Source organism: Sphingopyxis bauzanensis (assembly GCF_002205675.1).
In the GTDB taxonomy this organism is placed as follows: Bacteria; Pseudomonadota; Alphaproteobacteria; order Sphingomonadales; family Sphingomonadaceae; genus Sphingopyxis; species Sphingopyxis bauzanensis.
On sequence record NZ_NISK01000002.1, the window covers coordinates 782,799 to 804,729 of the forward strand.

The 21,931-nt window shown below is 65.2% G+C and carries 19 protein-coding genes and 1 tRNA gene; 3 read left to right on the forward strand and 17 right to left on the reverse strand.

Annotated elements, in window-relative coordinates; genetic code table 11:
• Positions 1-23: 23 nt before the first annotated feature.
• The 14 genes from gspN to CDQ92_RS10415 all read right to left on the reverse strand — a co-directional run bounded on the left by gspN (position 24) and on the right by CDQ92_RS10415 (position 15,717).
• Positions 24-740, reverse strand: coding sequence for a type II secretion system protein N (gspN, locus tag CDQ92_RS10350; RefSeq protein ID WP_088441267.1), 717 nt, complete (start codon positions 738-740; stop codon positions 24-26).
• On the reverse strand, positions 737-1,219 hold the full coding sequence (gene gspM / locus CDQ92_RS10355; protein ID WP_088441268.1) for a type II secretion system protein GspM: 483 nt from the start codon (positions 1,217-1,219) through the stop codon (positions 737-739). The genes gspN and gspM overlap by 4 nt, the downstream gene beginning before the upstream one ends.
• On the reverse strand, positions 1,216-2,361 hold the full coding sequence (gene gspL / locus CDQ92_RS10360) for a type II secretion system protein GspL (RefSeq protein ID WP_088441269.1): 1,146 nt from the start codon (positions 2,359-2,361) through the stop codon (positions 1,216-1,218). The genes gspM and gspL overlap by 4 nt, the downstream gene beginning before the upstream one ends.
• A 1-nt stretch (position 2,362) precedes the next feature.
• Positions 2,363-3,370 (reverse strand): type II secretion system minor pseudopilin GspK, encoded by a 1,008-nt coding sequence (gene gspK, locus CDQ92_RS10365; protein WP_088441270.1) that lies wholly within the window; start codon positions 3,368-3,370, stop codon positions 2,363-2,365.
• Entirely contained in the window at positions 3,367-4,101 is a 735-nt protein-coding gene (gene gspJ, locus CDQ92_RS10370) for a type II secretion system minor pseudopilin GspJ (protein WP_088441271.1), read from the reverse strand. The genes gspK and gspJ overlap by 4 nt, the downstream gene beginning before the upstream one ends.
• Complete coding sequence (gene gspI, locus CDQ92_RS10375) at positions 4,098-4,463, reverse strand: type II secretion system minor pseudopilin GspI (RefSeq protein WP_268239132.1); 366 nt, start codon at positions 4,461-4,463, stop codon at positions 4,098-4,100. Before gspI ends, gspJ begins: the two co-directional genes overlap by 4 nt.
• Positions 4,453-4,938: a GspH/FimT family pseudopilin gene (locus CDQ92_RS10380; protein ID WP_237246120.1), complete on the reverse strand. Its 486-nt coding sequence runs from the start codon at positions 4,936-4,938 to the stop codon at positions 4,453-4,455. The genes gspI and CDQ92_RS10380 overlap by 11 nt, the downstream gene beginning before the upstream one ends.
• Positions 4,922-5,407: a type II secretion system major pseudopilin GspG gene (gspG, locus tag CDQ92_RS10385; RefSeq protein ID WP_272897558.1), complete on the reverse strand. Its 486-nt coding sequence runs from the start codon at positions 5,405-5,407 to the stop codon at positions 4,922-4,924. The genes CDQ92_RS10380 and gspG overlap by 17 nt, the downstream gene beginning before the upstream one ends.
• A gap of 12 nt (positions 5,408-5,419) precedes the next feature.
• Positions 5,420-6,634, reverse strand: a complete 1,215-nt coding sequence (gspF, locus tag CDQ92_RS10390; RefSeq protein ID WP_088441274.1) for a type II secretion system inner membrane protein GspF — start codon at positions 6,632-6,634, stop codon at positions 5,420-5,422.
• A complete protein-coding gene (gene gspE, locus CDQ92_RS10395) occupies positions 6,627-8,120 on the reverse strand; it encodes a type II secretion system ATPase GspE (protein WP_088441275.1) in 1,494 nt (497 codons plus the stop codon). The genes gspF and gspE overlap by 8 nt, the downstream gene beginning before the upstream one ends.
• Positions 8,117-10,312 (reverse strand): type II secretion system secretin GspD, encoded by a 2,196-nt coding sequence (gene gspD, locus CDQ92_RS10400; protein ID WP_088441276.1) that lies wholly within the window; start codon positions 10,310-10,312, stop codon positions 8,117-8,119. Before gspD ends, gspE begins: the two co-directional genes overlap by 4 nt.
• Positions 10,313-10,317: 5 nt before the next feature.
• On the reverse strand, positions 10,318-11,190 hold the full coding sequence (locus CDQ92_RS10405) for a type II secretion system protein N (RefSeq protein ID WP_229667027.1): 873 nt from the start codon (positions 11,188-11,190) through the stop codon (positions 10,318-10,320).
• Positions 11,191-11,370: 180 nt separating this feature from the next.
• Complete coding sequence (locus CDQ92_RS10410) at positions 11,371-14,073, reverse strand: TonB-dependent receptor domain-containing protein (RefSeq protein ID WP_088441278.1); 2,703 nt, start codon at positions 14,071-14,073, stop codon at positions 11,371-11,373.
• Between the two features lie 81 nt (positions 14,074-14,154).
• Positions 14,155-15,717: a hypothetical protein gene (locus tag CDQ92_RS10415; RefSeq protein ID WP_088441279.1), complete on the reverse strand. Its 1,563-nt coding sequence runs from the start codon at positions 15,715-15,717 to the stop codon at positions 14,155-14,157.
• A 318-nt stretch (positions 15,718-16,035) separates the two neighbouring features.
• Between CDQ92_RS10415 and CDQ92_RS10420 the strand changes: the two genes are divergently transcribed.
• A tRNA-Leu gene (locus tag CDQ92_RS10420) sits at positions 16,036-16,122 on the forward strand.
• A 49-nt stretch (positions 16,123-16,171) separates the two neighbouring features.
• Here the strand turns inward: CDQ92_RS10420 and CDQ92_RS10425 are convergent.
• On the reverse strand, positions 16,172-17,806 hold the full coding sequence (locus CDQ92_RS10425; RefSeq protein WP_088441280.1) for a sulfatase-like hydrolase/transferase: 1,635 nt from the start codon (positions 17,804-17,806) through the stop codon (positions 16,172-16,174).
• Between the two features lie 13 nt (positions 17,807-17,819).
• The gene (locus tag CDQ92_RS10430) at positions 17,820-18,464 is read right to left on the reverse strand and encodes a hypothetical protein (protein WP_144035741.1); all 645 of its coding nucleotides are present in this window, start codon (positions 18,462-18,464) and stop codon (positions 17,820-17,822) included.
• Positions 18,465-18,586: 122 nt separating this feature from the next.
• On the opposite strand from CDQ92_RS10430, the gene CDQ92_RS10435 reads away from it, so the two are divergent.
• Together CDQ92_RS10435 and CDQ92_RS10440 are read left to right on the forward strand one after the other, a co-directional pair.
• A complete protein-coding gene (locus CDQ92_RS10435) occupies positions 18,587-19,213 on the forward strand; it encodes a TetR/AcrR family transcriptional regulator (protein ID WP_088441282.1) in 627 nt (208 codons plus the stop codon).
• Positions 19,210-20,151, forward strand: coding sequence for a formylglycine-generating enzyme family protein (locus CDQ92_RS10440; protein WP_088441283.1), 942 nt, complete (start codon positions 19,210-19,212; stop codon positions 20,149-20,151). Before CDQ92_RS10435 ends, CDQ92_RS10440 begins: the two co-directional genes overlap by 4 nt.
• Here the strand turns inward: CDQ92_RS10440 and CDQ92_RS10445 are convergent.
• Positions 20,071-21,927, reverse strand: a complete 1,857-nt coding sequence (locus tag CDQ92_RS10445; RefSeq protein ID WP_229667025.1) for an arylsulfatase — start codon at positions 21,925-21,927, stop codon at positions 20,071-20,073. The genes CDQ92_RS10440 and CDQ92_RS10445 overlap by 81 nt on opposite strands.
• Positions 21,928-21,931: the final 4 nt, after the last annotated feature.

Genomic DNA, 21,931 nt, shown 5'->3' on the forward strand with positions numbered 1-21,931 from the left:
GCAAGGCATCGAGGAAGGTCACGTCAGAAGCGGCCCGTGGTCGCCAGCACGAATCCACCCGAACCGGCCTTGAACCCCAGCATGGCCAGCGCCGCCGCCATTGCCGGATCGCGATCGACATTGATCGCGAACTGCGCCCGATACGCGCCGTTGCCGTCGAACGACAAGGTCAACCGCTCCATCCCCGACTGGCTGGCAAGCGCCGCTTGCGCGCGTCCATTTGCGCATTTCAGCGGTCCCGACAACCCGCGCGACAGGTCGAGTCCGGCGATCGGCGCGGTGACGGCGAGCTGGATCCGCCCGCTCGCGCTGGTGCATTTACCGGCGCCATCGAACCGCAGCGTTGCGCCTTCGAAGCGGATCGTATCGACAGGTATCATCCCCAGCCCGCCGGACATCGACGTCGTGCCATTGACGTCGGATACCCCACGCGGGTTGCTGCCATGCAGCCGCCCCGCCAGCGCGCCCAGCCGTTCGTCGGTGCGCGAAAAAGCGAGTTCGGTGTCGCCGCCGAGCAGCGCCAGCGGCGACAGGCTGGCGCGCACCGTGCCGAGCGGCAGGGCGCCCAGCCGCGCCTCGACCAGCTCGCCCGCCCACACCGATCCGCGCACCTCGCGCGCCGACACCCCGGCATCGGTCGCGCCCGACCACGCCAGCGCCAGCCGCATCGGGAACGTCGCGATGATCAGGATCATCGCCAGCAGCAGTGCCGCGATGCCCCAGCGTTGCCGCGTGCTCATTGGCCGCCCTTGCGAAGTTCGGCGGTCAGACCGACGGTGCCGTCGGCGGCAGGGGTGATCGTCAGCTGGTCGATGACAAAGCCCTGCCCCTCTAGCGACGCCAGCCAGTCGGTGAGCACAGGCGCGCGCGCGGTGGCGATCGCGATCGTCGCCTGCCCCGCGCCGCGCGCCTCGTTGCGGTCGAGCGTCAGCCCGATTTCGCTCGCCGACTGCGCCAGATATTGATCGATAGCCACCGCATCGACCGCGGTCGCAAACGATTTCGCGGGCCGCGCCGCCAGCAACTGCACCTTGGCCGCGACCCGACCTTCGCGCTCAATCGCCGCGCGATGCTGGTTTTCGAGATCGACAAACGCTGCATAAGCCGGGCGGCCGAGTCCCCACAGGATGACGCCCAGCGCCAGTGAGCCTGCGATGCCAACCAGCCAGCGTTCGCGCTGCGACAGGCCCAGCCACCAGTTTTTCAATCGCTCAGTCATGGCACCGCCCGGATCGTGATATTCGCCATCTGCTGGCCGTCGCTGCCCGCCATCGGCTGCGCCGTGACGCGGTAACCGCGGGCCTGGAGCGCGAGCAGCACTGCGTTGATGTCCTCAACCCGCGGCGCCGCGAGCGTGGTTGTCAGCGTGCCGTCGGTGCGGTGCGACAGGGTCTTGAGAGCGACGCCCGGTGTGTCGCCCATGGCATCGTAAAGCGCCGATGCAGGAACCGAAAATGCCAGCGGGCCGCCACCCGCCGCCGCGAGCCGGCGATCGAGCTCGGCCTCGGCCGCGGTGGCATCGGGCGCGGTCACCCCAGCCTTTTTGGCCGTTGCGACCACCGCATCGTCGGCTCGGGCGCTGTCGGACGACAGCCGCACGGCATGGATGATCGGGATCAGGAGGCTGACGATAAGCAGCGCGATCGCCAGCCGCTTGGCCAGCCGCAGCAGCGCTGGGTCGAGCGACCAGCTGCGCTTCGGCTTCCAGCCGCCACTGAGCAGGTCGAGCGGCGGCGCAGCCAGCGTCATCAGCAATGCCTCGCGCATCCGGTCGGCATCGAGCGGCGCAATTGTGTGACCGCGCGCGATCAGCGGATCGAGTTCGGGATCGGACACATAGGCATGATCGGCCGCCCGCACGATCTGTTCGCCGCCAACGTCGGCGGACCACAGGCTATCGGGTTCGGGCGGCGGCACCGCAGCAGCAGCCGGGATGATCGCGACCGGCGCCAGGTCGCGCGCCTTCAGCCAGTCAGCCCACGCAGTCATCGCCGCGTGCGTCGTCACCGCCACTGGTACCGCCTGCCCGGCTTCAATCGGCTGACCCGCCACGATATGCAGCAAGGCGCCATCGCCCAGACTGTCCTTCAACGTATCGACCCGCGCCGCCGATGCCGCCTGCGCGGGCGCCGCATCGGGATAATGCCGCCAACGCAAAGGCACGTCGACGGCAGGCGCCAATGCGATCAAGCGGTCGCCGGGGCTATCATCCTGCCGTTTTTCCCATGCATCGACCCAACCGTCGTCCTGCCCCGAATCGACAATGACGCCATCGTCGACGCGCAGCCACGCAGGCAGGGGGGCCTTCTCCTCGCCAAGTGCCGCTACCGGGGGCAACCAAAGAACCAACGTGCGGGACATATCAGTCGCTCTCGCCCCAATCGCGGCGGACAATGACCGGCGCAGCCTGTCCGGCGGATGGCGCGCCTCCGTTGGCGTCGATGAGCGAAACTGCCGTCAAAAACCCGTCCCCCATCGTCACATTCGTCGTCAGCGCCAGCCAGCGGCTGGTAACCCCCGCCTGTTCGGCCACCTCGGTCGGCGGGTCGAACTGCGCGAGCGGACCCGACTGCCAGAATCGCACGCTGCTGCCATAGCCGCCCGCGGGCCGCGCCGCCAGCGCTGCGCGGGCGTCGGCGAGCGTCAATTCGCCCGGCAGCAGCATCGCGACCAGCGGTGCCTGCTCGGGCGCCAGCGTGTTGACGTTCAGCCGCACCGAATCGGTCACCGGCAGCACGCAGATCCAGGGTTTGAGCCGTGCATAGATTTTGGGCGTCATCCCCCGCACCGCGCGCAATTCGCTGATGTCGGCCATCTTTCGGTTGGCGGCCAGATAGGCGCCGGGCAGCGACCGATAGACATTGTCCTCGGCGCCGAGCGGGCCGTCGTTGCTGTCACTGTCGATCCAGTCGGCGGTGGCGCCAGCTATCGCCTGCGCCTGCGCGGCATCGACGCCGAGCAACACCATCAACGCGCCGAACTGGCGCATCGACCCCGATCGCTGGCTGAACCGTCCCGGTACCGTCTCGGCAACCAGGCTGTTGAGGTTGAAGCAATTGTTCGCGTCCGTCAGCCGCGCGCTGCCGGTGCCACCCGGCAGCGGCAGGATAAATTCGCGGCCGAGCCAGTTGCCTGCCAGCGTCAGCTTCGCCGGATCTCGCCCGACCAGGTCGGCAACGCGGCGCAGCGCAATCTGTTCGGCGGCAAAGCTGTAGGCGCGCCCCTGATCGACAGTCGCCGCGCTGCCCGCGATCCGCGTCGCCAACGTCAACCGGTCGAGCGCGGTCGCCGCGATCACCGCCATCACGGCAACGAGCAGCAACACAGTGAGGAGCGCGGCGCCGCGCTCATTGGACAGGCGGCGGCTCATGGCGAGGGATTTTCGGCCGCAGGCGGCGGTGGCGGCAGCGTCGGTGCGGTCAGGAACAACATCGTCAACGCCTCGCGCCCGCTGCGCGACACGCGCACCTCGACCACGCGCGGCAGGCGGTCGCCGGGTTCGGAGCTCCAGCTTTCGCCCCAATTGCCGGTATCGTCGCGGTAGCGCACCGCGACCGCGACGACGTCTCCGAGCAACCGGTCGCCCGCATTCAGCGCGGTGCCGTCGAGCATGGGCTGCGTCGCGCGCCGCCACTCGCTGCCGACGAGCGCATAGGCGACCCGTTCGACGGCAGGACGCGGCGAACCGTCGAGAGCGGCCGCGCCGCCATGGACGAAAGCAAAGCCGGTCGATGACCCGACGAAAGCAGGCACCGCCTCGCCCGCCGGCCCTCGCGTCGATCGCTGGACCGCCTGCGCCAGATCATTCGCCATCACCGCGCGCAGGCGGTTGACTCCGCCCATCGCCTTCAACCGCGTCTGCACCGCATCCTGCGTATCGACGCTGCTGCGCAGCAGGGCGACGCCGATCGCCGCAATCGCCGCGAACAGCGACAGTGCGACGAGCATTTCGATGAGGGTGAAACCGCTTTGCCCCGCCCCGGTCCCCGTTTGTGCTGAGCTTGTCGAAGCACAGTTCTTTTTCTCCGGCGCCGCGAAGGAAGAACGGCCCTTCGACAGGCTCAGGGCGAACGGGTTTAGTAGGTGAGTACCAAATTTCATCGGCTCGGCCGGATAATCGTCAGCGCCGCCTGGCCGCGCCCGCTTTCGGGGCGCACGATCAGGTCGATACGCAGCAGGCTGTCGTCGGCGGTCCGCGCCACCCGCTGTTCGATGCGCCAGTTGCGCCCGGCGTTCGCAATCCCGATCGCGCTATTGCCGATCGTCGGCGGCGCCGGGTCGGTCCACAGTTCAACGGCGCGATTCTGCGCAACGATGCCCGCGATCGTGCTTTCGTCGAGGTCGCCCGCGGTGCGCACCGCAAAAGCATCAAGGCGGACGAGCGTCAGCGCTGCGATGCTGATGACGCTAAGTGCGACTAGCATTTCGAGCAGGGTGAAACCGCGTTCACGCTCATTCGCCACGGCTGACCTCCCCAGTCGCCGACACACGAACAATCTCACGCGCTTCGCCGCCGCTCAGCACGACGACCTGCGGGGTCGGGCTGGTGCCGACACGGTCGAACAATATGCGAGCAGCGCCCTGCCCGCCGTCCGCCGCAAAACGAACGTCGCTGGGCCAATTGCGCTGGGTGAAGGCGCGGCCGGGCAGCGGCTGCCATTCGCCCGCGATCCGGCGTTCAAAGCCATAGCCCGAGGGGGCAAAGTTGACCGCGACGCTGCGCCCCTCGATCACCGCGATATCACGCGCACCGGCCAGCCGCGCCGCGAGCCGGTCGGCCTCACTGCGCACGCTGCGTTCTTCGCCGGGAATGGTCAGTACGACGGCGGTGGCAGCGAGCGCCATGATCGCGAGCACGACCATCAGCTCGACCAGCGTGAAGCCGCTGGTCCCCATCTTGCGATGGCGACGCGCTGATGCCTTAGCTGTCTCCGCCACGAATATCTGCATTGTCGTCGGTCCCGCCCGGCGCACCATCGGCGCCCAGCGACCAGACGTCAAATGCTGCGCCGTTCGGGCCAGGTGCCTGGTAATTATAAGGACGCCCCCACGGATCGGCAGGCAGTTTCTTGATATAGCCGTCGCGACGGTACCGCTCCGGCTGCGCGAGCGACGGCGGCGGTGACGATAGCGCGTTCAACCCGTCGCTCGTCGCCGGATAGGTCAGATTGTCGAGACGATATTGTTCGAGTGCGGTTTCCAGCGTCGCGATGTCGGCCTTGGCCTTGGTCACCATCGCTCGGTCCTGGCTGGGTAGGACGTTGATCATCACGACGGTCGCGAGCAGCCCGATGATGAAGATGACGACCATCAGTTCGGTCAGGGTAAAGCCGCGCTCGTCCTTCTTGCGGCGGCGGGCGGGCGTCGGGCGCGACGGATCGAGCATCAGGCGAATGAAAAGCTGCATCAGCGACATCTATTATATTCCAGCAAGATTCTGCAACTGAAGGATCGGCAGCAGAATGGCGAGGATGATCAGGGCAACACATGACCCCATAAGGACTATTATGACAGGTTCGAGTAACGCCATCGATGCCGCCGTGAAGCGGTCGAATTCGCGCTCCAGATAATCGGCGGCGCGTTCGAGCATGACTTCAAGCCGCCCGGCACTTTCGCCGCTGGCGGTCATGTAAACGAGCAGCGGCGGAAACACCCCGGCGTCGCGGAGAGCCGCCGACAGGCTGCCCCCGGCGCGGACTTGATCGACGATGGCGGCCGTCGCACTTGCGAGCGCGGCGTTGCGGATCGTCGGCAACGTCAGCCGCAGGCCATCGACCAGCGGCAGGCGGCTCGACACCATCGTCGCCAGGGTGCGCGCAAAACGCGCCGCATAGAGGTCGCGAAGCAGGCGCCCGAACAGCGGCAGCCGCAGCAGCCGCGCATCGACTCGCGCCTTGAACACCGGACGGCGCATCGCGGCGACCCATCCAAAACTCGCCGCGGCCATCAGCAATGCGATCAACCACCACCAGTTAGCGGCAAAGCTGGAGATCGCGATCACCGCGCGGGTCAGGAACGGCAGCTGCTGGCCAACATCGGTAAATTGTTCGACGACGCGCGGGACGACAAAGATCATCAGCGCGGCCACGACGCCGATCGCCACGACCGCGAGCACGATCGGATACGCGAGCGCTGCGATCAGTTTACCGCGCACCTCGGCCTGACGTTCGAGCAGATCGGCGAGGCGCGCGAGGATGGTGGTCAGGCTGCCCGTCGTTTCGCCCGCCGCGACCATCGCGCGATAGAGCGGCGGAAAGCTGGCGGGTTGGCGCGCCATCGCATCGGCGAGGCGGCGGCCTTCGAGCAGCCCGGCATGGACTTCACCAATGATCGTGCGGGCGCTTTCGGCCTCGCTCTGGCGGGTCAGCGTGCGCAGCGCCTCTTCAAGTGGCGCGACCTCGGCCAGCGTTGCCAGCTGGCGCGTGAAAAGCGCGAGTTCTTTGCTGCTCAGCCGCGCGCGGCGGAACGCGATGAGCGAGCGGCTGGCGGGTTTGGCTCCCGCGGCCTCGACCGCGACGATATGGAATTTGCGCCGCACGAGATCGGCGCGCGCGGCGTCGTCGTTGGCGGCGGTCAGCCGTCCCTTGCGCTCGCGGCCCTGCGGATCGATCGCCACATAGCGATAATCAGGCATCGATTTCCTCGCGCCGCGCGATGCGGATCGCTTCTTCGGCGGTCGTCAGCCCCTTGGCGACCATCGCGCGCGCCGCCGAGGCGAGCGTCGGCGATTTCAGGAACGCGTGGCGCGTGATCATCGCCTCGTCGCCGCCGTTGTAGATGTAACGACGCACGGTTTCGTCGACCTTGATCGCCTCGAACACGCCGATTCGGCCCTTGTAGCCGGTGCCGCTGCACTGCTCGCAACCCTTGGGACGCCAGATGACGGTGCCGATGTCGAGCCCGAGCATGGCGGCGACGCTGTTGTCGGCCTGCACTGGTTCGCGGCAATGATCGCAAAGTTTGCGCACAAGGCGCTGCGCGATCACTGCGCGCAAGGTCGACGCTAAAAGAAAAGGCTCTACTTTCAGATCTTTAAGCCGGGTGATTGCGCCGACTGCATCATTGGTGTGAACGGTCGAAAGCACAAGGTGGCCAGTCAGCGATGCCTGCACTGCAATATCGGCGGTTTCGCGGTCGCGGATTTCGCCAACCATCACGACATCGGGATCCTGGCGCAGGATGGCGCGCAGCCCGGCGGCGAAGTCGAGCCCGACCTTGCTGTTGACCTGCGTCTGACCGACACCGTCGACGGCATATTCGACCGGATCCTCGACGGTCAGGATATTGCGCTGACCATCGTTCAATTGCTTGAGCGCGGCATAGAGCGTCGTCGTCTTGCCCGAACCGGTCGGGCCGGTGACCAGGATAATGCCATTGGGTTCGGCGAGTGCCTCGCGCAAAATCTGGTCGGAGGTGCCCGACAGGCCGAGCACATCGAAGTCGATCCCCGCGGCATCCTTGTCGAGAATACGCATCACGACGCGCTCGCCGGCGCGGCTGGGCAAGGTCGATACGCGCACGTCGACCGCCTTGCCCGCGAGCGTCAGCCCGATGCGGCCGTCCTGCGGCACGCGGCGTTCGGCGATGTCGAGCCGCGCCATCACCTTGATGCGGCTGACCACCACCGGCGCGACGTGCGGGGGCATCCGCAGATGTTCGCGCAGCACCCCGTCGGTCCGCATCCGGACCACCAGCCCGCTTTCATAGGGTTCGATATGGATGTCGCTGACCCCCTGCCGCACCGCTTCGGCGATGATTGCGTTGATCAGCCGGATCGCGGGGGCATCGTCGGCGCTGTCGAGCAAGTCTTCGGCGCTGGGCAGGCTGAAATCGATGTCATTGTTGCCGACCGATCCCGCCATCGCCGCCGCCGAGCTGTCGACGGCATAATGGTCAGACAGCAGGCGATCGAAATCGGCAACGCTCGCGGTCGCGACGCGCAGCGGCTGCGCGAGATAACGCTTCACCTCGATCAGCACCGCGGGATCGGCATCCTCGCGCAAGGTCGCGAGCCATGCCCCGCCCTCGCCCGGCGCGATGACGACACCGTGCTGGCGCGCAAAGCCATAGGGAATATCGACCGGCGCCGCGGCAGCGACGATCGGTTTGGGATCGCTCACGGAAATTCTCCGGTCGGCGGCGCAGGCGCATTCGAAATCGACGGGGGGACGTCGGTCGAAATCACCCGGCCATCGGGACCGCGCAGTTCGGGCAGGTTGACCGGACCAACGGTGATGTCGGCGGCCGTCGCCTCGGTCGGCACCGGCGGTACCGCGCCCAGATAATCACGCACCAACGTGTCGATCGCGGGCTCCTCATCGGGATTCCGGCGGAGCTGGAAGTCGCGAATATAGCCGTAACGCCGCGCGGTCAGCGCGGCATTGTCTTCGCGGCTACGCAAGATTGTCGGGCGGATGAAGACCATCAGGTTCGTCTTCGACCGTGTCCGGCTGCGCGATTTGAACAATTCGCCGAGCAGCGGAATATCGCTAAGCAGCGGCACCCGCTCGATCGTCCGCCGTTCATCGTCATTGAGCAAGCCGCCGATCGCCAGGATTTCGCCGTCATCGACAGTCAGCACGGTTTCGAACGAACGCTTGTTGATGATCAGGTCGCTGTTGCGCGACGACACCGGCCCCGCGACGCTCGACACTTCCTGACGCAAGAACATCTTGACCTCGCCCGCGGCATTGACCTGCGGCGTCACCTCCAATTTGATGCCGACTTCCTCGCGCTGAACGGTGCGAAAGGCATTTTCGAAATTGTCGCCAAGTTTTTCGCCGGTCGTGATCGGGACATCCTGCCCGACCAGGAACTTTGCCTGTTGGTTGTCGAGCGTCACGATATGCGGCGTTGCGAGCAGGTTCGACGTCGTGTCCGATTTGATCGCGTTGATGATTGCGCCGAAAATCGTATTCTTGCCAATATCGCCCGCAAAACCGGCAAAGCCGCCCGTCGCCGCGAGCAGCGACGCCGCCGCGGCTTCCTGTAAACTGTTGCCCAGCGAGCTGTTCGTTTGCGTTACCGTTGTCGTGCCGTTGACCGTCGTGGTTTCCTGCGACAGCTGATTGGCGGCATAAGCACCGCCCAGCGTCAGGATATTGGGCGATGCATTGCTGTAGCTGGTCGCGACAAACGGAATATTCTTGCCGCCGAGCAGGAACTGGACGCCAAGGCGTTTGGCCGCATCGTCGCCGATTTCGACCACAATCGCCTCGACCAGCACCTGTTCGCGGCGACTGTCGAGCTGGCGGATCAGCTCGCCGAGCATCCGCTGCACCTCGGGATTAGCAGCGACGATAATCGCATTGGCACCTTCATAGCGGGTGACAATCGCGGGGCCGCGCGTCGCGATGCTGCCGCCCCCGCCGCCCGTCGAAACCGGCGTCGCGGCGGGTGCGGGAGACGCAGTCGCGCCGTCGCTGCCCATCGTCGATGCCGAAGGCAGCGCCGCCTTCTGCGCCGGGTCGCTGCCGCCGCCGACCAGTTGCTGTAACGTCGGGAGCAACGTTTCGGCATTGGCGTGCGCGAGCCAATAGACGCGCAGCTCGGTGCCCGATCCGGCACGTTGATCGAGCTCGTTCGCCATCTGGACAAAGCGCGCGACCAGCGCCTGGTCGCCGCGCAGCGCAATCGCGTTGCTGCTGTCGATCGGCACGATCGCGACTGGCGCCGCGGCCCCCTCACCCGCCGACGGAACCAGCGCCTGCAAGGCGGCGGCGATTTCACGCGCGCCGGCATTTTTCAGCGTGACGATCTGGCTGGTCGAACTATCGCGGTCGATGCTCGACGCGAGCGCGCGGATGCGGCGGATGTTGTCGGCGAAGTCGGCGACGACCAGGCTGTTGGCATTGCGGTTGGCGGTCAGTGATCCCTGCGCGCTGACCAGCGGGCGTAGCGTTTCAACTGCGGCAACGGCGTCGATATGGCGCAGGCGGATGATTTCGGTGACGAACTGGTTCTGCGCCGCGCCGCGGCTGCCGATGCGCCCGGGCTGCGCGGCGGCACCGTCGATCGGCTGGACGCGGTAGCTGCCGTTGGGGCCGGGCACGGCAACAAGGCCGTTCGAGCGTAGAGTCGACAGGAAGATCTCGAAATATTCGCTGCGCGACAATGGCCGGTCGGTCACCACCGACACCTTGCCGTTGACGCGCCCGTCGATGACGAAGGTCCGCCCGGTAATCCGCGCCGCATCTTGAATGAAGGCACGGATGTCGGCGTCGCGGACGTTGAGCGTATATTGAGCACCCGCCGGTGCCGGCGTGGCGGAAACCAGTGCGGCGGCAAGCATCAGGGACAGTTTTATACGCATATAACCTATTGCTTCGAGAGGAAAATGGCGACGGGAACGACGCTGGCGCCCCGTTCGACTTCGAGCGATATTCGCGCGCCGGGTGCGATCTGGTTGGCGAGCGCGGCAGCATCGCTCGCCGAGCCGATCGGGCGGCCGTTCACCGAGCGGATGACATCGCCGGGGCGCAGGCCCGCGGCCCGGAATATCGCGCCATCGCCCTGTGGCTGGACGACCAGTCCGGTGACGCGGCTACTTTCGGTCCGCGGCGCAAAGCCGACCCCGGCCTTCAGGCTTTCAGGCGACATTTCGCCGCTCGCATTGGTACCACTGGCCGCGGCCAATCCGACTTCGGAGGTCGGCGCGGGAAGCGGGGTGGAAGCGTTGGCGATTGCAGCCTCGCCGCTCTGGTCGAGGAACAGGCTTTCGCGCGCGCCACCGCGGTCGAGCAGGACATGGTCGAAAGCGACTCCGACCAACCGCACCCCCGGCGCGATTTCGTCGCCGACGGCGTAGCTGGACTGCACCCCGTCCTCACCCGCAATGATCGCCGAGCCGCCGCCGGTCGCTTCGTTGATGTTGATCCCGAACAAGGTCAGGCCGACCGCGGTGACGGTGGCCGAGACCGGACCCTGCGGCGCGCTGCGAAAGAAGGGATCAAAACTGGCAAACAGCGCGCGGCGTTCGGCGGGCGAGGAAATGACCGCGGCCTGCGGCTGCCAGGCGCCGAGCGGCGAGAGCGGGGTGATGATGGTCCAGAGCAGGCGGACGAGCTGCCAGATCAGCAAGGCGCCGAGCACCGCGGCGAGCAGCAACGGCCCAATCTCGCGCGGCGAGCGGCGACCCGCGCGCAGCCACACGGGCAAGCCGCGCGGCAACCTAACGGCCGATCCGGACATCAGCGTCGCCATAACTCTATTCTATCCCCCCGAGGCTGAAGTTGCCGTCGCGAATCGCCTACGGGCGATTGGTGACAATCAGTTGACGGGAAGATTACAGTTTTTTGACGTGCGGGCGAGTCTAGTGGTGGTGCCGGCCGTCATAAAGCCCCTCCCCTGAAGGGGAGGGGTGGAGGACCATCAGAACTTCAGCGAAGCGCTCAGCGAGAAGGTGCGGCCGAGCTTGTAGCGGTTGAGGAAGATGCGATTGTCGCCGCTTTCCTGCACTTCCTGATATTTTCGACCGGTCAAATTGCGCGCCTCGAACTTCAGTTCGATTTCCTTGTTCAGCAGGTTAATCCCCTGCCGCGCGACGAAATCGACCGAAATGCCCGGCTTTTCGCGAATGTCGGGCTGGCCCGATGGACCGCGACTGGTAACGCGCGGACTGGCATAGGTCACGAGGATCGTCTGCTGCGACAATTTGTCCTGATCCTCGAGCCCGATCTGGAAATTGACTAGGTGGTCCGACTGGCCGGTCAGCGGCGAACCGTCGAAGAAGAAGTTACGCGCGTCCTGCACCACGCCGTTGATCACGGTCGTGTCACCGGCGCCGACCTGGATTTCGGACTGGGTGAAGGTGTAGTTACCGATCAGCACCAGTCGGCGGCTGGCCCAGAAGGCACCGTCCGACATCCCGTCGAGCGCGAAATATTTCTGCACCTCGACCTCGCCGCCGTACAGCAGCGCCTTTGGCGCGTTGGCGAAGCTGGTGTTGACCGACGAGTCCGCAATCGAGGTATAAGCCTCGATCGGGCTGTCGATCTTCTTGAAGAAACCCGCCGCGGTCAGGCGCTGATCCTTGGCAAAATACCATTCGTAACGCAGCTCGGCGTTCCACAACTCGCTGTCGATTAGCGACGGGTTGCCGCGGAACAGACGGTTCGATTCGGGATCCTGATAGATTTGCGCGATCAGCTCGCGGAACTGCGGGCGGGCGATCGTGTTCGATGCGTTCATGCGCACCTGCATATCGGGTGCGACTTCCCAGGTCAGCGTGACCGCGGGCAGCCAATAGTCATTCTTGATGTTGGTCTGAACAATCGCGCTGCCGCCCGTGCCGAACAGGTCAATCGGCACCACGGTCTGCTTGCCGTCCTCGTAACGCACGCCGACGTTGACGTTCATACCCGATGCAATCTCGGCCTGCAGCTGGGCGTAGCCAGCGTGAGTGGTGAGCCCTGCATCGAATGCCGCAGTGCCGTCTTGCGCCGATGTTTCGACCAGCGCGATGTTGTAAAGCTGGATGCTGGCGTCGGAAAGCAGATAGTCGGGACGCAGTTGTTGCACCGCAATTGGCAGATTCTGTGCGCGAAACTGGAATGCGCGGCGGACCGCGATGCGACTGGTGTCGGTATAGGCGTAGCCGACCGTGGCGGTGATTTGTGGCGCGAGCTCGTAGGACAGATCGACACCGCCCGACCACAGTTCCTCGTTCAGGTCCGAAAAGGCGATCGTCGCATCGCCGCGGTTGCCGCCCAGATCGTTGACAAATTTGTCGCCGGTCGGATCCTGTTCGGCCGGAAGGTTCGTCCGCACATAAGTGAAGCCGCGCTCATATGGCGCCTCACGTTGCGTTTTGGCATAGGCGCCGCGCAGGTCGATCTGGAACCGATCAAAGTCGAGTTCGGCGACCAGTTGGGTGTTGATCAACTGACGTTCGAACCAGGCGGTATCCTGTTTCAGAATGTCGCGTTCAGACTGGTTGCGGTCGGTGCCGAGCCCCAGCCGCGACTGTTTCAACGAGTCGCGAATATACAGGTTGGTCCAGCGGAACTTGTGATCACCAAGCTCCAGACCGAAACCGAGCAGCCCGTTCACCACGACACGGTTGTCGGTGATGACCCTGTTATAGCTCGTCTGCGGATCACCCGACAGATCCTGGTTAAGCGAGACCTGCTGCAACGTATCGCGCGTCCGCCACTTGTTGCTGATCCCCGCGGTCGCGATTATCCCCAGTTCGCCGTTGGCCAGCGGGATGTTGAGGCCGCCGGTCAGCCCAGCCGACCAGTTGACCGGAATATGATCATTCTGCTGGAGCAAGGATGTTTCGGCGTTGACCAGTTCCATCTGGATCGCTTCCAGATCATCCTGGGTGAAATCGGCGCCCTCCAGGATCGGTTTGCCGCTCGCAAGGGCGGCCTTGAGCAATGGCGGAATGTCGCGGGTGCCGTCGTCAAAGCCAGTCCAGTCGGTGTCGCTGCCATAATAGGTATAGCCGAGCTGGTTGGTCGTCTCGCTATCCCAACCAATGCCGCCCGACACGGTGAGGAAGCTTTCGCGCGGGATAGCTTTGGTCGTCAGGTTGATCACACCGCCGCCGAATTCGCCGGGGAAGTTCGCCGAATAGCTCTTCTGCACCAGCGTCGAATCGATGACGTTCGAGGGGAAGATGTCGAGCGGGACAACGCGCTTTAACGGTTCCGGGCTGGGCAGTGGCGAGCCGTTAAGCAGTGCGAGCGAATAACGGTCGCCAAGGCCGCGAACATAGACGAAGCCGCCGCCGACCACTGAAAGGCCGGTCACGCGTTGCAGCGAGCCCGCGATGTCGCCTTCACCAGTGCGCGCGATGTCGGCCGAGGACAGCACAGACACGACTTCGGGCGTCGCACGGACGATATTGGGAGTGAAACGGCCAGTGACGACGATCTCGGCGTCTGCACCGCCGGGGATCGACACATCGGCTTCGCCTTCTGCGGTGCCGTCATCGGGTTCGGACGCATCGCTGGCCACCGGCGGCGTTTCGGCGGCAGGCTCGCCGCTCGCATCCTGGGCGAGCGCTGCGGGCGCGACGAGCGCCGAACTGAGAAGGAGCAGGCTGGCAAAGATCGGCCGCTTGGTCATGTGGAATGTCCCCAGGAATATGTAGGAAGGGAGCGGGCCAGCCCGTCAGGCGTGCCCGCTCCCCAATTGGATCGCGAGCGATCAGGTCGTCGGAATGGCGGTGCAGCTGCCGCTGCTGGTGCCGAAGTCCGCGGTTGCCGAGTTACAGGTCCAGCTCTGATACCAGGTGTCGTTGGCGTCGCGGACGGCGCCGACATAGGCCGTGGTATCGAAGAAGGCATTGAGCGTCTTCGCATCGAACGGCGTGAAGCCCGTTTCGGTCGCCCCGTTGACGAACAGGTTCGTCAGGCTGGGGAGGTAGTTCGAACGGTTGTTCGTGCCGCCTTCGAAGATCGCCTGGACCTGTGCCGCGGTCACGCCGTTCGAGCCGCGGAACGGCGTCGCGTTGCATTGGAGCGACATCGAGAAGAACTTCGGCGGACCCTGTTCATCGGGGCCGGTCGTCTGCGTCGTCGTAGCGCTGTCGATGCGCAGGCAGCTAATCCCCGGCGCAACGATCAGACCGTTGGCAAAGGTATAGTCGGCGCCGCCACGGATACGGATCGCTGCACCGTTACCCGCCGCATTGTTGCGCTGGATGTACGTGAAGTTCGATAAGTTCACGCGCTGGCGCGGGGTCGTGTCTTCATTGCCGTCCGAGTCGATTTCCATCATCGAGTCGCCAACCGCCCCGCCGGCGCGCTGCACGCCGATGACATACTGGACGTTACCCTGATAACCGACATCGGTGTCGAGACCGTCATCCTCGGCGCCAGTGATCACCAGGTGCTTCATGTTCACCCGGCCACCGAATACTTCGATACCATCGTCCGAGCTGTTATGGATCTGGATATGGTCGAGCTGGGTACCTGAACCCGTGCCCGACGGGGTCAAGCCCTGCAGCTCCTTGTCGGAGCTGAGAATGAAGCCCGAATAGCGGATCTGGACATAGGACATGCGGCCCGAATTGTCAGCCGGCTGTGCGCCGCCATAAAGCGCGTTCGACGTGCCTTCGGTGTCGCGTTCGCACGCCGCGGTGCCGGGGGTCGCGGCGGGAGCAAGGCAGTCAGTGATCGGCGCGCGGCCGAGCAGGACGACGCCGCCCCACAGCTGTGAGGTCTGGTCGGTCGCCGAACCAACGACATTGCCGCGGCCGGTAAAAACGATCGGCTGGGTCGGGGTACCGACGGCATCGATTCGGTTGCCGCGATTGACGACCAGGAAGGACACCCCAGTCGCACCAAAGATGGTGACGCCTGGATCGATCGTCAGCGTCGCAACAGTATTGGTGGTCGTAGCCCCCTGATCGGTGCCGACATCGACGCGGCCCGGAAGCGAATAGATTACGCCGGTGACCTTCGGGATGGCGGTCGATGCGGTGAAGCGCGTCGGGAAGCCGCAGTTGCGCCATTCGCCCCCGGGACCGGTGATCGTACCCAGGTTCGCCAACTGGTCGGGGCCGGCGATGGTCGGGCAGTTCGCGGCGGGGGTCACGCCGGTCGGCGTCGGAGTGGGAGTCGGCGTCGGCGTCGGGGCGGGGGTCGGCGCGGGAATAACGATGACGCCTTCACCCGGCGAAGCAACGCCATCGGCACCGCAAGCGGCCAGAATAGAACAAGCCACGCCGCTGAGCATGACCATACGAACGCGTGCGAAAGCCGCCATGAAAATCTCCGTTCCCGGTGTGCGCCCCCAAGTCGGTCGAGCGGCGCCCCTGATGAAAAATCACCGGTGAACGATGTTTCGCCCCCGGTGACGACGCCACTAGGGTGATTCGATGACGGTCTGACGCCAGAGCCGTGACAGATGCGTGACTCTTTTGAGTCCGGTTGATGACAAGACGGCGCAAAGGCGGTCGCGAGTGGCATTGCGCCTTCGCACTCGCAAAAATAAATGCAGCGAAGCTCGCTTGCATCGCCCCAAAAGCTTTGCTAGGCGCCCGCTCCTACCCGGAGCCGGACCCGTTCGGCCCCATCATGATGTGCGGTCGTGGCGGAACTGGTAGACGCGCAACGTTGAGGTCGTTGTGGCCGAAAGGCCGTGGAAGTTCGAGTCTTCTCGACCGCACCAGTCATCCAGATCGCCGGGTACCGAGCAAGCGCCGCAAGGCCCGGCTCGCTCAGTTGCTCCAGTAGATATAGTCCTGCCCGCTCCGCCACGGCGCATTGAGCGGCACGTCGATCCGCACCGGCCCTTCGATCAGCCCCGGCCAGATCGGTTTCGCCATATCCTTGTTCTGTGCCTCAATCATCGCGCGCAGTGCCGCGACGCGCTGCGGGTCGCTGGCGCCGAGATCCTTTTGTTCGGTCGGGTCGGTCGCGAGATTATAGAGGCGCGCCTTTTCGGGCCGCTTGGTCACCTGCAATTTCCAATCGCCCGCGCGCACGGCGCGATAATCGCCAGAGCGCCAGAACATAGCCGGTCGGCTCGCCGGCCCGGCGAGGATATTCTCGCTGTCGATCGTCCGGTCCGCAGGCACCGCTGCGCCCGCGGCCGCAGCAATCGTCGAGAAGATGTCGAGATGGCCCGTGATGTCGGCGCGCTGTGTCCCGGGTGCGATGCCGCCCGGCCAGCGCATGAACAAGGGCGTGCGGATGCCACCTTCGAAAAAGGTCGCTTTCCAGCCGCGGAACGGCGCGTTCAGTCGCTCGATCCCGTTGTACCACGCCCCGCCATTGTCGCTGGTGAAGATAACGAGCGTATTGTCGTCGATCCCCTGCTCTTTCAACTTGGCCATCAGATCGCCGATGCGGCGGTCCATCTGCGCGATCATCGCGCCATAGACGCGTGTCTTGTGATCCTTGATCTGCGGCAGCACGTCATAATCAGCCTTGGTTGCCTGCAACGGCGTGTGCGGCGCATTGAACGCCAGATACATGAAGAAGGGGCGGTTGCGATTGGCCTCGATCGCCTTGATTGCTTCTTCGGCAAAATAGTCGGTCATATGGCCGCGCGGATAAAAGCGCTGGCTGCCGTTAAAGGTCACCGCATGGCGCAAATTGGCCCACAAGAAGCGGTCGATCGGATCCCATGGCAGCTTCGCATTGACGACGTCCGGATCGTCTTCGCGCATGAACATCGCGCCGCCGGCGAGGATAGCGAGGCTTTCGTCGAAACCCTGCGCATGGGGCTGCAACTCCGGCGCTTCGCCCAGATGCCATTTACCGATGTGCAGCGAGTGGTAGCCCGCCGCCTTGACCGCCTCGGCGATCGTCACCTCGCCGGCGGGGACGCCCATGTCGGGATAGTCGGGGATGTCGGGGGTGATCCGATCCTTGTGGAAGATTGCGCGCAGCGGACCGACGCCCTCGCCATGCGCCATATTTTCGGCGAACTGGACCGGAACCGCAGTAAATTCGAAACCAAAGCGCGTCGGGTAACGCCCGGTCATCATCGCGGCGCGCGAGGGCGAGCAGGTGGCGTTTGCGGCATAGGCGGTGGTGAAATTCACCCCCTCGCGCGCGAGCGCGTCGATGTTCGGCGTTTTGACGATCCCGCCCCCGACGCCGCCACCGTTCAGGCTGATGTCGTTATAGCCAAGGTCGTCAGCGACGATCAGGATGATGTTGGGCGGGCGTTTGCCCTCGGCGGGTGTTGCCGGACCCTGCTGCCAAGCGATGGCCTGGTTGGGCTGCACCGGATCGCGCCAGTCCTGAAGGATGCCCGGCAGGCGGTATTTATTGGCCTGAAACGCCCAATACCCCCCGGCGCCCAGCGCCGCAACGGCTCCCAATGCAATCCATCTTTTCTTCATTACGACCCCCACCCTATCCGAATGTCAGCACGGCGATATGCGTCAGCGCTGCTAGCAACCCCAGCAGCAGGCCGACGGTGACCCGCGGGCTGGCGTAAAAGGCAATCTGCTGCTGGGTCGGGAACGAAAAGGTCGTCGCAATCCCCAGGAGCTTCGCCGGATGTGCCGCGCGAAACGCCGGGTCACTCGCCACGCGGATCAGGTCGCGGCGGCTGCGGTAGCGCATCGTGCCGACCAGTGACCAGCCTGGATCTTCCGGGGTGTTCCAGGCATCGATATAGCCGCCCACCTTGCGCCCGACGAACAGCGGATGCCCACCGCGCGCGATCAGCCCGCGCACAAAAGAGTCGGAATAGCGCCGCAGCCATTCGCCGCCATCGCGCGTCGCGCCGCTCGCGGGATCGGAGACCGGACCCGCGCGGGTGCCGACCAGATTGACCATCACGAACTCGCGGCCGTCATCGGCTTCCAGAAAGGCGCGTAGCCGCGCCGCATCATTGCCCGTTTCGGCCATGCGGGGCCCCAGCGTGGCGAAAAAGGCATCAATCTCATCACGGCGGAGCGGGCGGCGAAACCCGTCGTAAAATAGCAGGAAAGCCAGCCACAACAGCAGCGCGCCCGTCCATACAGCGGCCACCATTGCGCCCTGTTCGGTCATCGCCCCCGCCTCTGCCATTGCTTCGAATATGGCACTATATGTGTCATTTTATTGGTTGCGGCGCAAGGTCGATCGCGACCACACCATTGACCCCGGCGCCAAGCTGGGCCAGCGGAGAAGCCATGACCAAGGCAGCGAGCAAATCGATGGCGACGCAGGCCGATCCCGCGCGGGTCGACGGCCGCCGCGAACGCGGCCGGTCGAGCCACAAGCGGATCGTCGAGGCGATGATGGAGCTGATCGTCGGCGGCGACCTGGCGCCGAGTGCGGCGCGCGTCGCCGAAGAGGCCGGGATCGGGCTGCGCACCGTGTTTCGCCATTTCGACGACATGGACGCGCTGTATGCAGAAATTACCGCGACGATCACCGAGCGGGTCATGCCGATCGTCGCGGCACCCTATCCCGATCAGGATTGGCGCGCCAATGTCCGCGATCTGGTGCGGCGGCGCGTCCGCGTGTTCGAAACAACCCTGCCCTTCCGCCTCGCCGCCAATATCAAGCGTTACCAGTCGCCGTTCCTGATGGGGCAATATGGCAAGGTGGTGATGCTGGAGCGTGAACTGCTGCTGCGTCTGCTCCCCGGCAGAGTGTTGACCGACCGGATCAATGTCGAGGCGCTGTGCGCGTCATTGTCGTTTCAGAACTGGCGCGCACTGCGCCACGATCAAGGGCTGTCGGCGGAAGAAGCCGGGACGGTTACGATGCATATGGCCGAAACGCTGATGGCGACGATCGGGGACACGGCTTGAAACGCCGCGCGGCGGCGGTGCTGTCGATCGTGGCGCTGGGCGCGCTGGCGGCGTGCGGTACCGCGACGGACGAACCGCCGACCAAGACCGCCGCCCGCGAATGCCCGGCCATGTCGACCAAGGATTATGCATGGATCCCCGGCGCGACCTTTACCATGGGTGCCGATGCGCGGCTGCCCGAAGAGGGGCCGCCACGCCAAGTGACAGTCGCGGGCTTTTGGATGGCGACGCACGAGGTGACCAACGCCGAATTCGCAGCCTTCGTCAAGGCGACCGGATACAAAACCGTCGCCGAGCGCGACCCGCCGCCGTTGCCGGGGGCGCCGCCCGACATGCTGGTTCCGGGCGGTGCGGTTTTCACCGCGCCGACCGACGGCAATCCGAACTGGTGGCGCTGGGTCGTCGGGGCGCAGTGGCGTAATCCCGCTGGCCTCGCGTCAAATATCAAGGGCCGCGACCGCGAGCCGGTCGTCCAAATCGGCTATGACGACGCGCTGGCCTATGCCCGCTGGGCCGGCAAGGCACTGCCGAGCGAGGAGCAATGGGAGCTGGCGGCGGCGAGCGGCGGCGCCGACCGCCATGTCCCGATCGATGCTGCGGGAAAGCCGCAGGCCAATTATTATCAGGGCGCCTTCCCCGCGCGCGACCTTGGCACCGACGGCTTCACTGGCCGCGCCCCCGTTGCCTGCTTTCCCGCCGACGAGCACGGGGTCCACGACTTGATCGGCAATGTGTGGGAATGGACGACGAGCAAGGCGGGCGGCGAAAGCAATGTCATCAAGGGCGGCAGCTTCCTGTGTGCCGCCAATTATTGCGCGCGCTACCGCCCCGCGGCGCGCCAGTTTCAGGAGCGCAGCCTAGGCACCGACCATATCGGTTTTCGCCTGATCGATCCTGCGCGCCCGGCGCCGACGGCGCCAGTGCCAGACAAGGGCTGACAGCAGCAGCACGATTCCTCCGACCCCCAGACCCAGCTGGATCAGCCGTTTGCGGCCCTGTTGTTCGAATGCGTAGCGGTTGATCTGTTCGTTGGCGGTGTAGCCCGCGGGCATGTCGAGCACACCGTTCGCTTTGGCATAGGCGCGGTAGTCGGCCAGCATTGCTGCAAAACGATCGGGCATTGCGTTGGCCAGATCGCGCGTTTCGCCGGGATCGGCCTTGATGTCGTAAAGCCGCCATTTGCCATCGCCGGTAGGCGCCAGGTTGCGAACCAACTTGTAATCGCCCCGAAACAGCGCCGCATTGCCCGATAGTTCATAGCCGAGCGGCGCCTCACCATGCACGCTCGCCGACTGGCCCGTCAAAATCGGCACCAGACTACGCCCTGTCACCGGCTCAACCGCTTTGCCTTGCCATGCGCCGCCATGGCCGGGGACGCCTGCCAGTTCGGTCAGCGTCGGCACGATGTCGGTCACATGCGCTAGGCCGTCACTGATACCGCCTGCTCGCAGCGCCTTGTTTCCCGGCCAGGCAATGATCAGCGGCACGCGCAGCCCGCCCTCGGTTGCGCTGAATTTATAGCCCGACAACGGCGACGCCGCCGCGCTCGCCCAGCCGGGGCCGATCGCGCTGAAACTGCCGCGGCGGCCAATATTGGCGGTCGACAGGTCGTACTGCATCCCCAGGAATAGACGGTTGCGCAGGCTGTGAAACGGGTTGGTCGGCTCGGCGCCATTGTCCGACAGGAACACAAAGATCGTATTGCCATAGTCACCGGTCGATTTCAGATGCGCGACCAGCCGGCCGACCTCGCGGTCCATTGCGGTCGCCATCCCGGCATAGGCCTGCATCACGCGGACCGCGGCTGCGCGTTCGTTGGCGTCGAGCTTGGTCCAGTCGGGGGTGGTCGGCATCGCGACAATCGGTACCCCCGCGGGTACGATCCCCAGCGCCGCAGCGCGCTTGGCCCGCGCGGCGCGCAGCGCGGTCCAGCCGTCCTTGTACAATGCGGCATAGCGCGCGATGTCGCTGTCGGGCGCCTGCACCGGGATATGATTGGCGAGGAAGTTGATCGAAGCGAGGAAGGGTTTGCCGTTCGCGCGGCCCTCCTCGATATAATCGATCATCCGCTGCACAACGAAGGTCGATGAATAATAATCCTTCGGCAGCGTCGCAGGCTTGCCATTTTCGGTCCACGCGGCGGTGTCGTACATCCCTTCGATCGGGCGTTGCTCGAAATTGTCGGCGCCCGCATCGGCCAGGCTGAACGCCCGGTCATAGCCGCGCGCTTCAGGAAGCCGTGTCGGATCGCTGCCCAGATGCCATTTTCCGGTCAGGTAGGTGCGATAGCCAGCCGCCTTCAGCAACTGGGCGATCGTCACCACGCGGTGGTTCATCACCGTGTCGTACCCCGGCTTTCCGCGATGTTCGTCGGGGATCGTTTCGGGCATGTTACCGAGACCATTGCGGTGGTTCATCACCCCGGTCTGGAGCATCGCCCGCGTCGGCGAACACGACCCCGCGACATGAAAATTGGAAAAGCGCGTCCCCGCAAAAGCCAGTGCATCGATGTTCGGGGTCGCAAACTCGGCGCCGAACGACCCGACGTCGCTGAACCCCCAATCGTCGGCGAGCAGAATGACGATATGGGGCTGGCGCGGCGCCGCCGGTTTTGGCTGCCCCTGCGCGGGCGCCGCTGCGAGCAGAGCGGCGCAGGCGATGATGGCAGTACGCCGGAACCGGCCCTTGCGACCCGGCACCTTGGTGGTCCTCACGCGC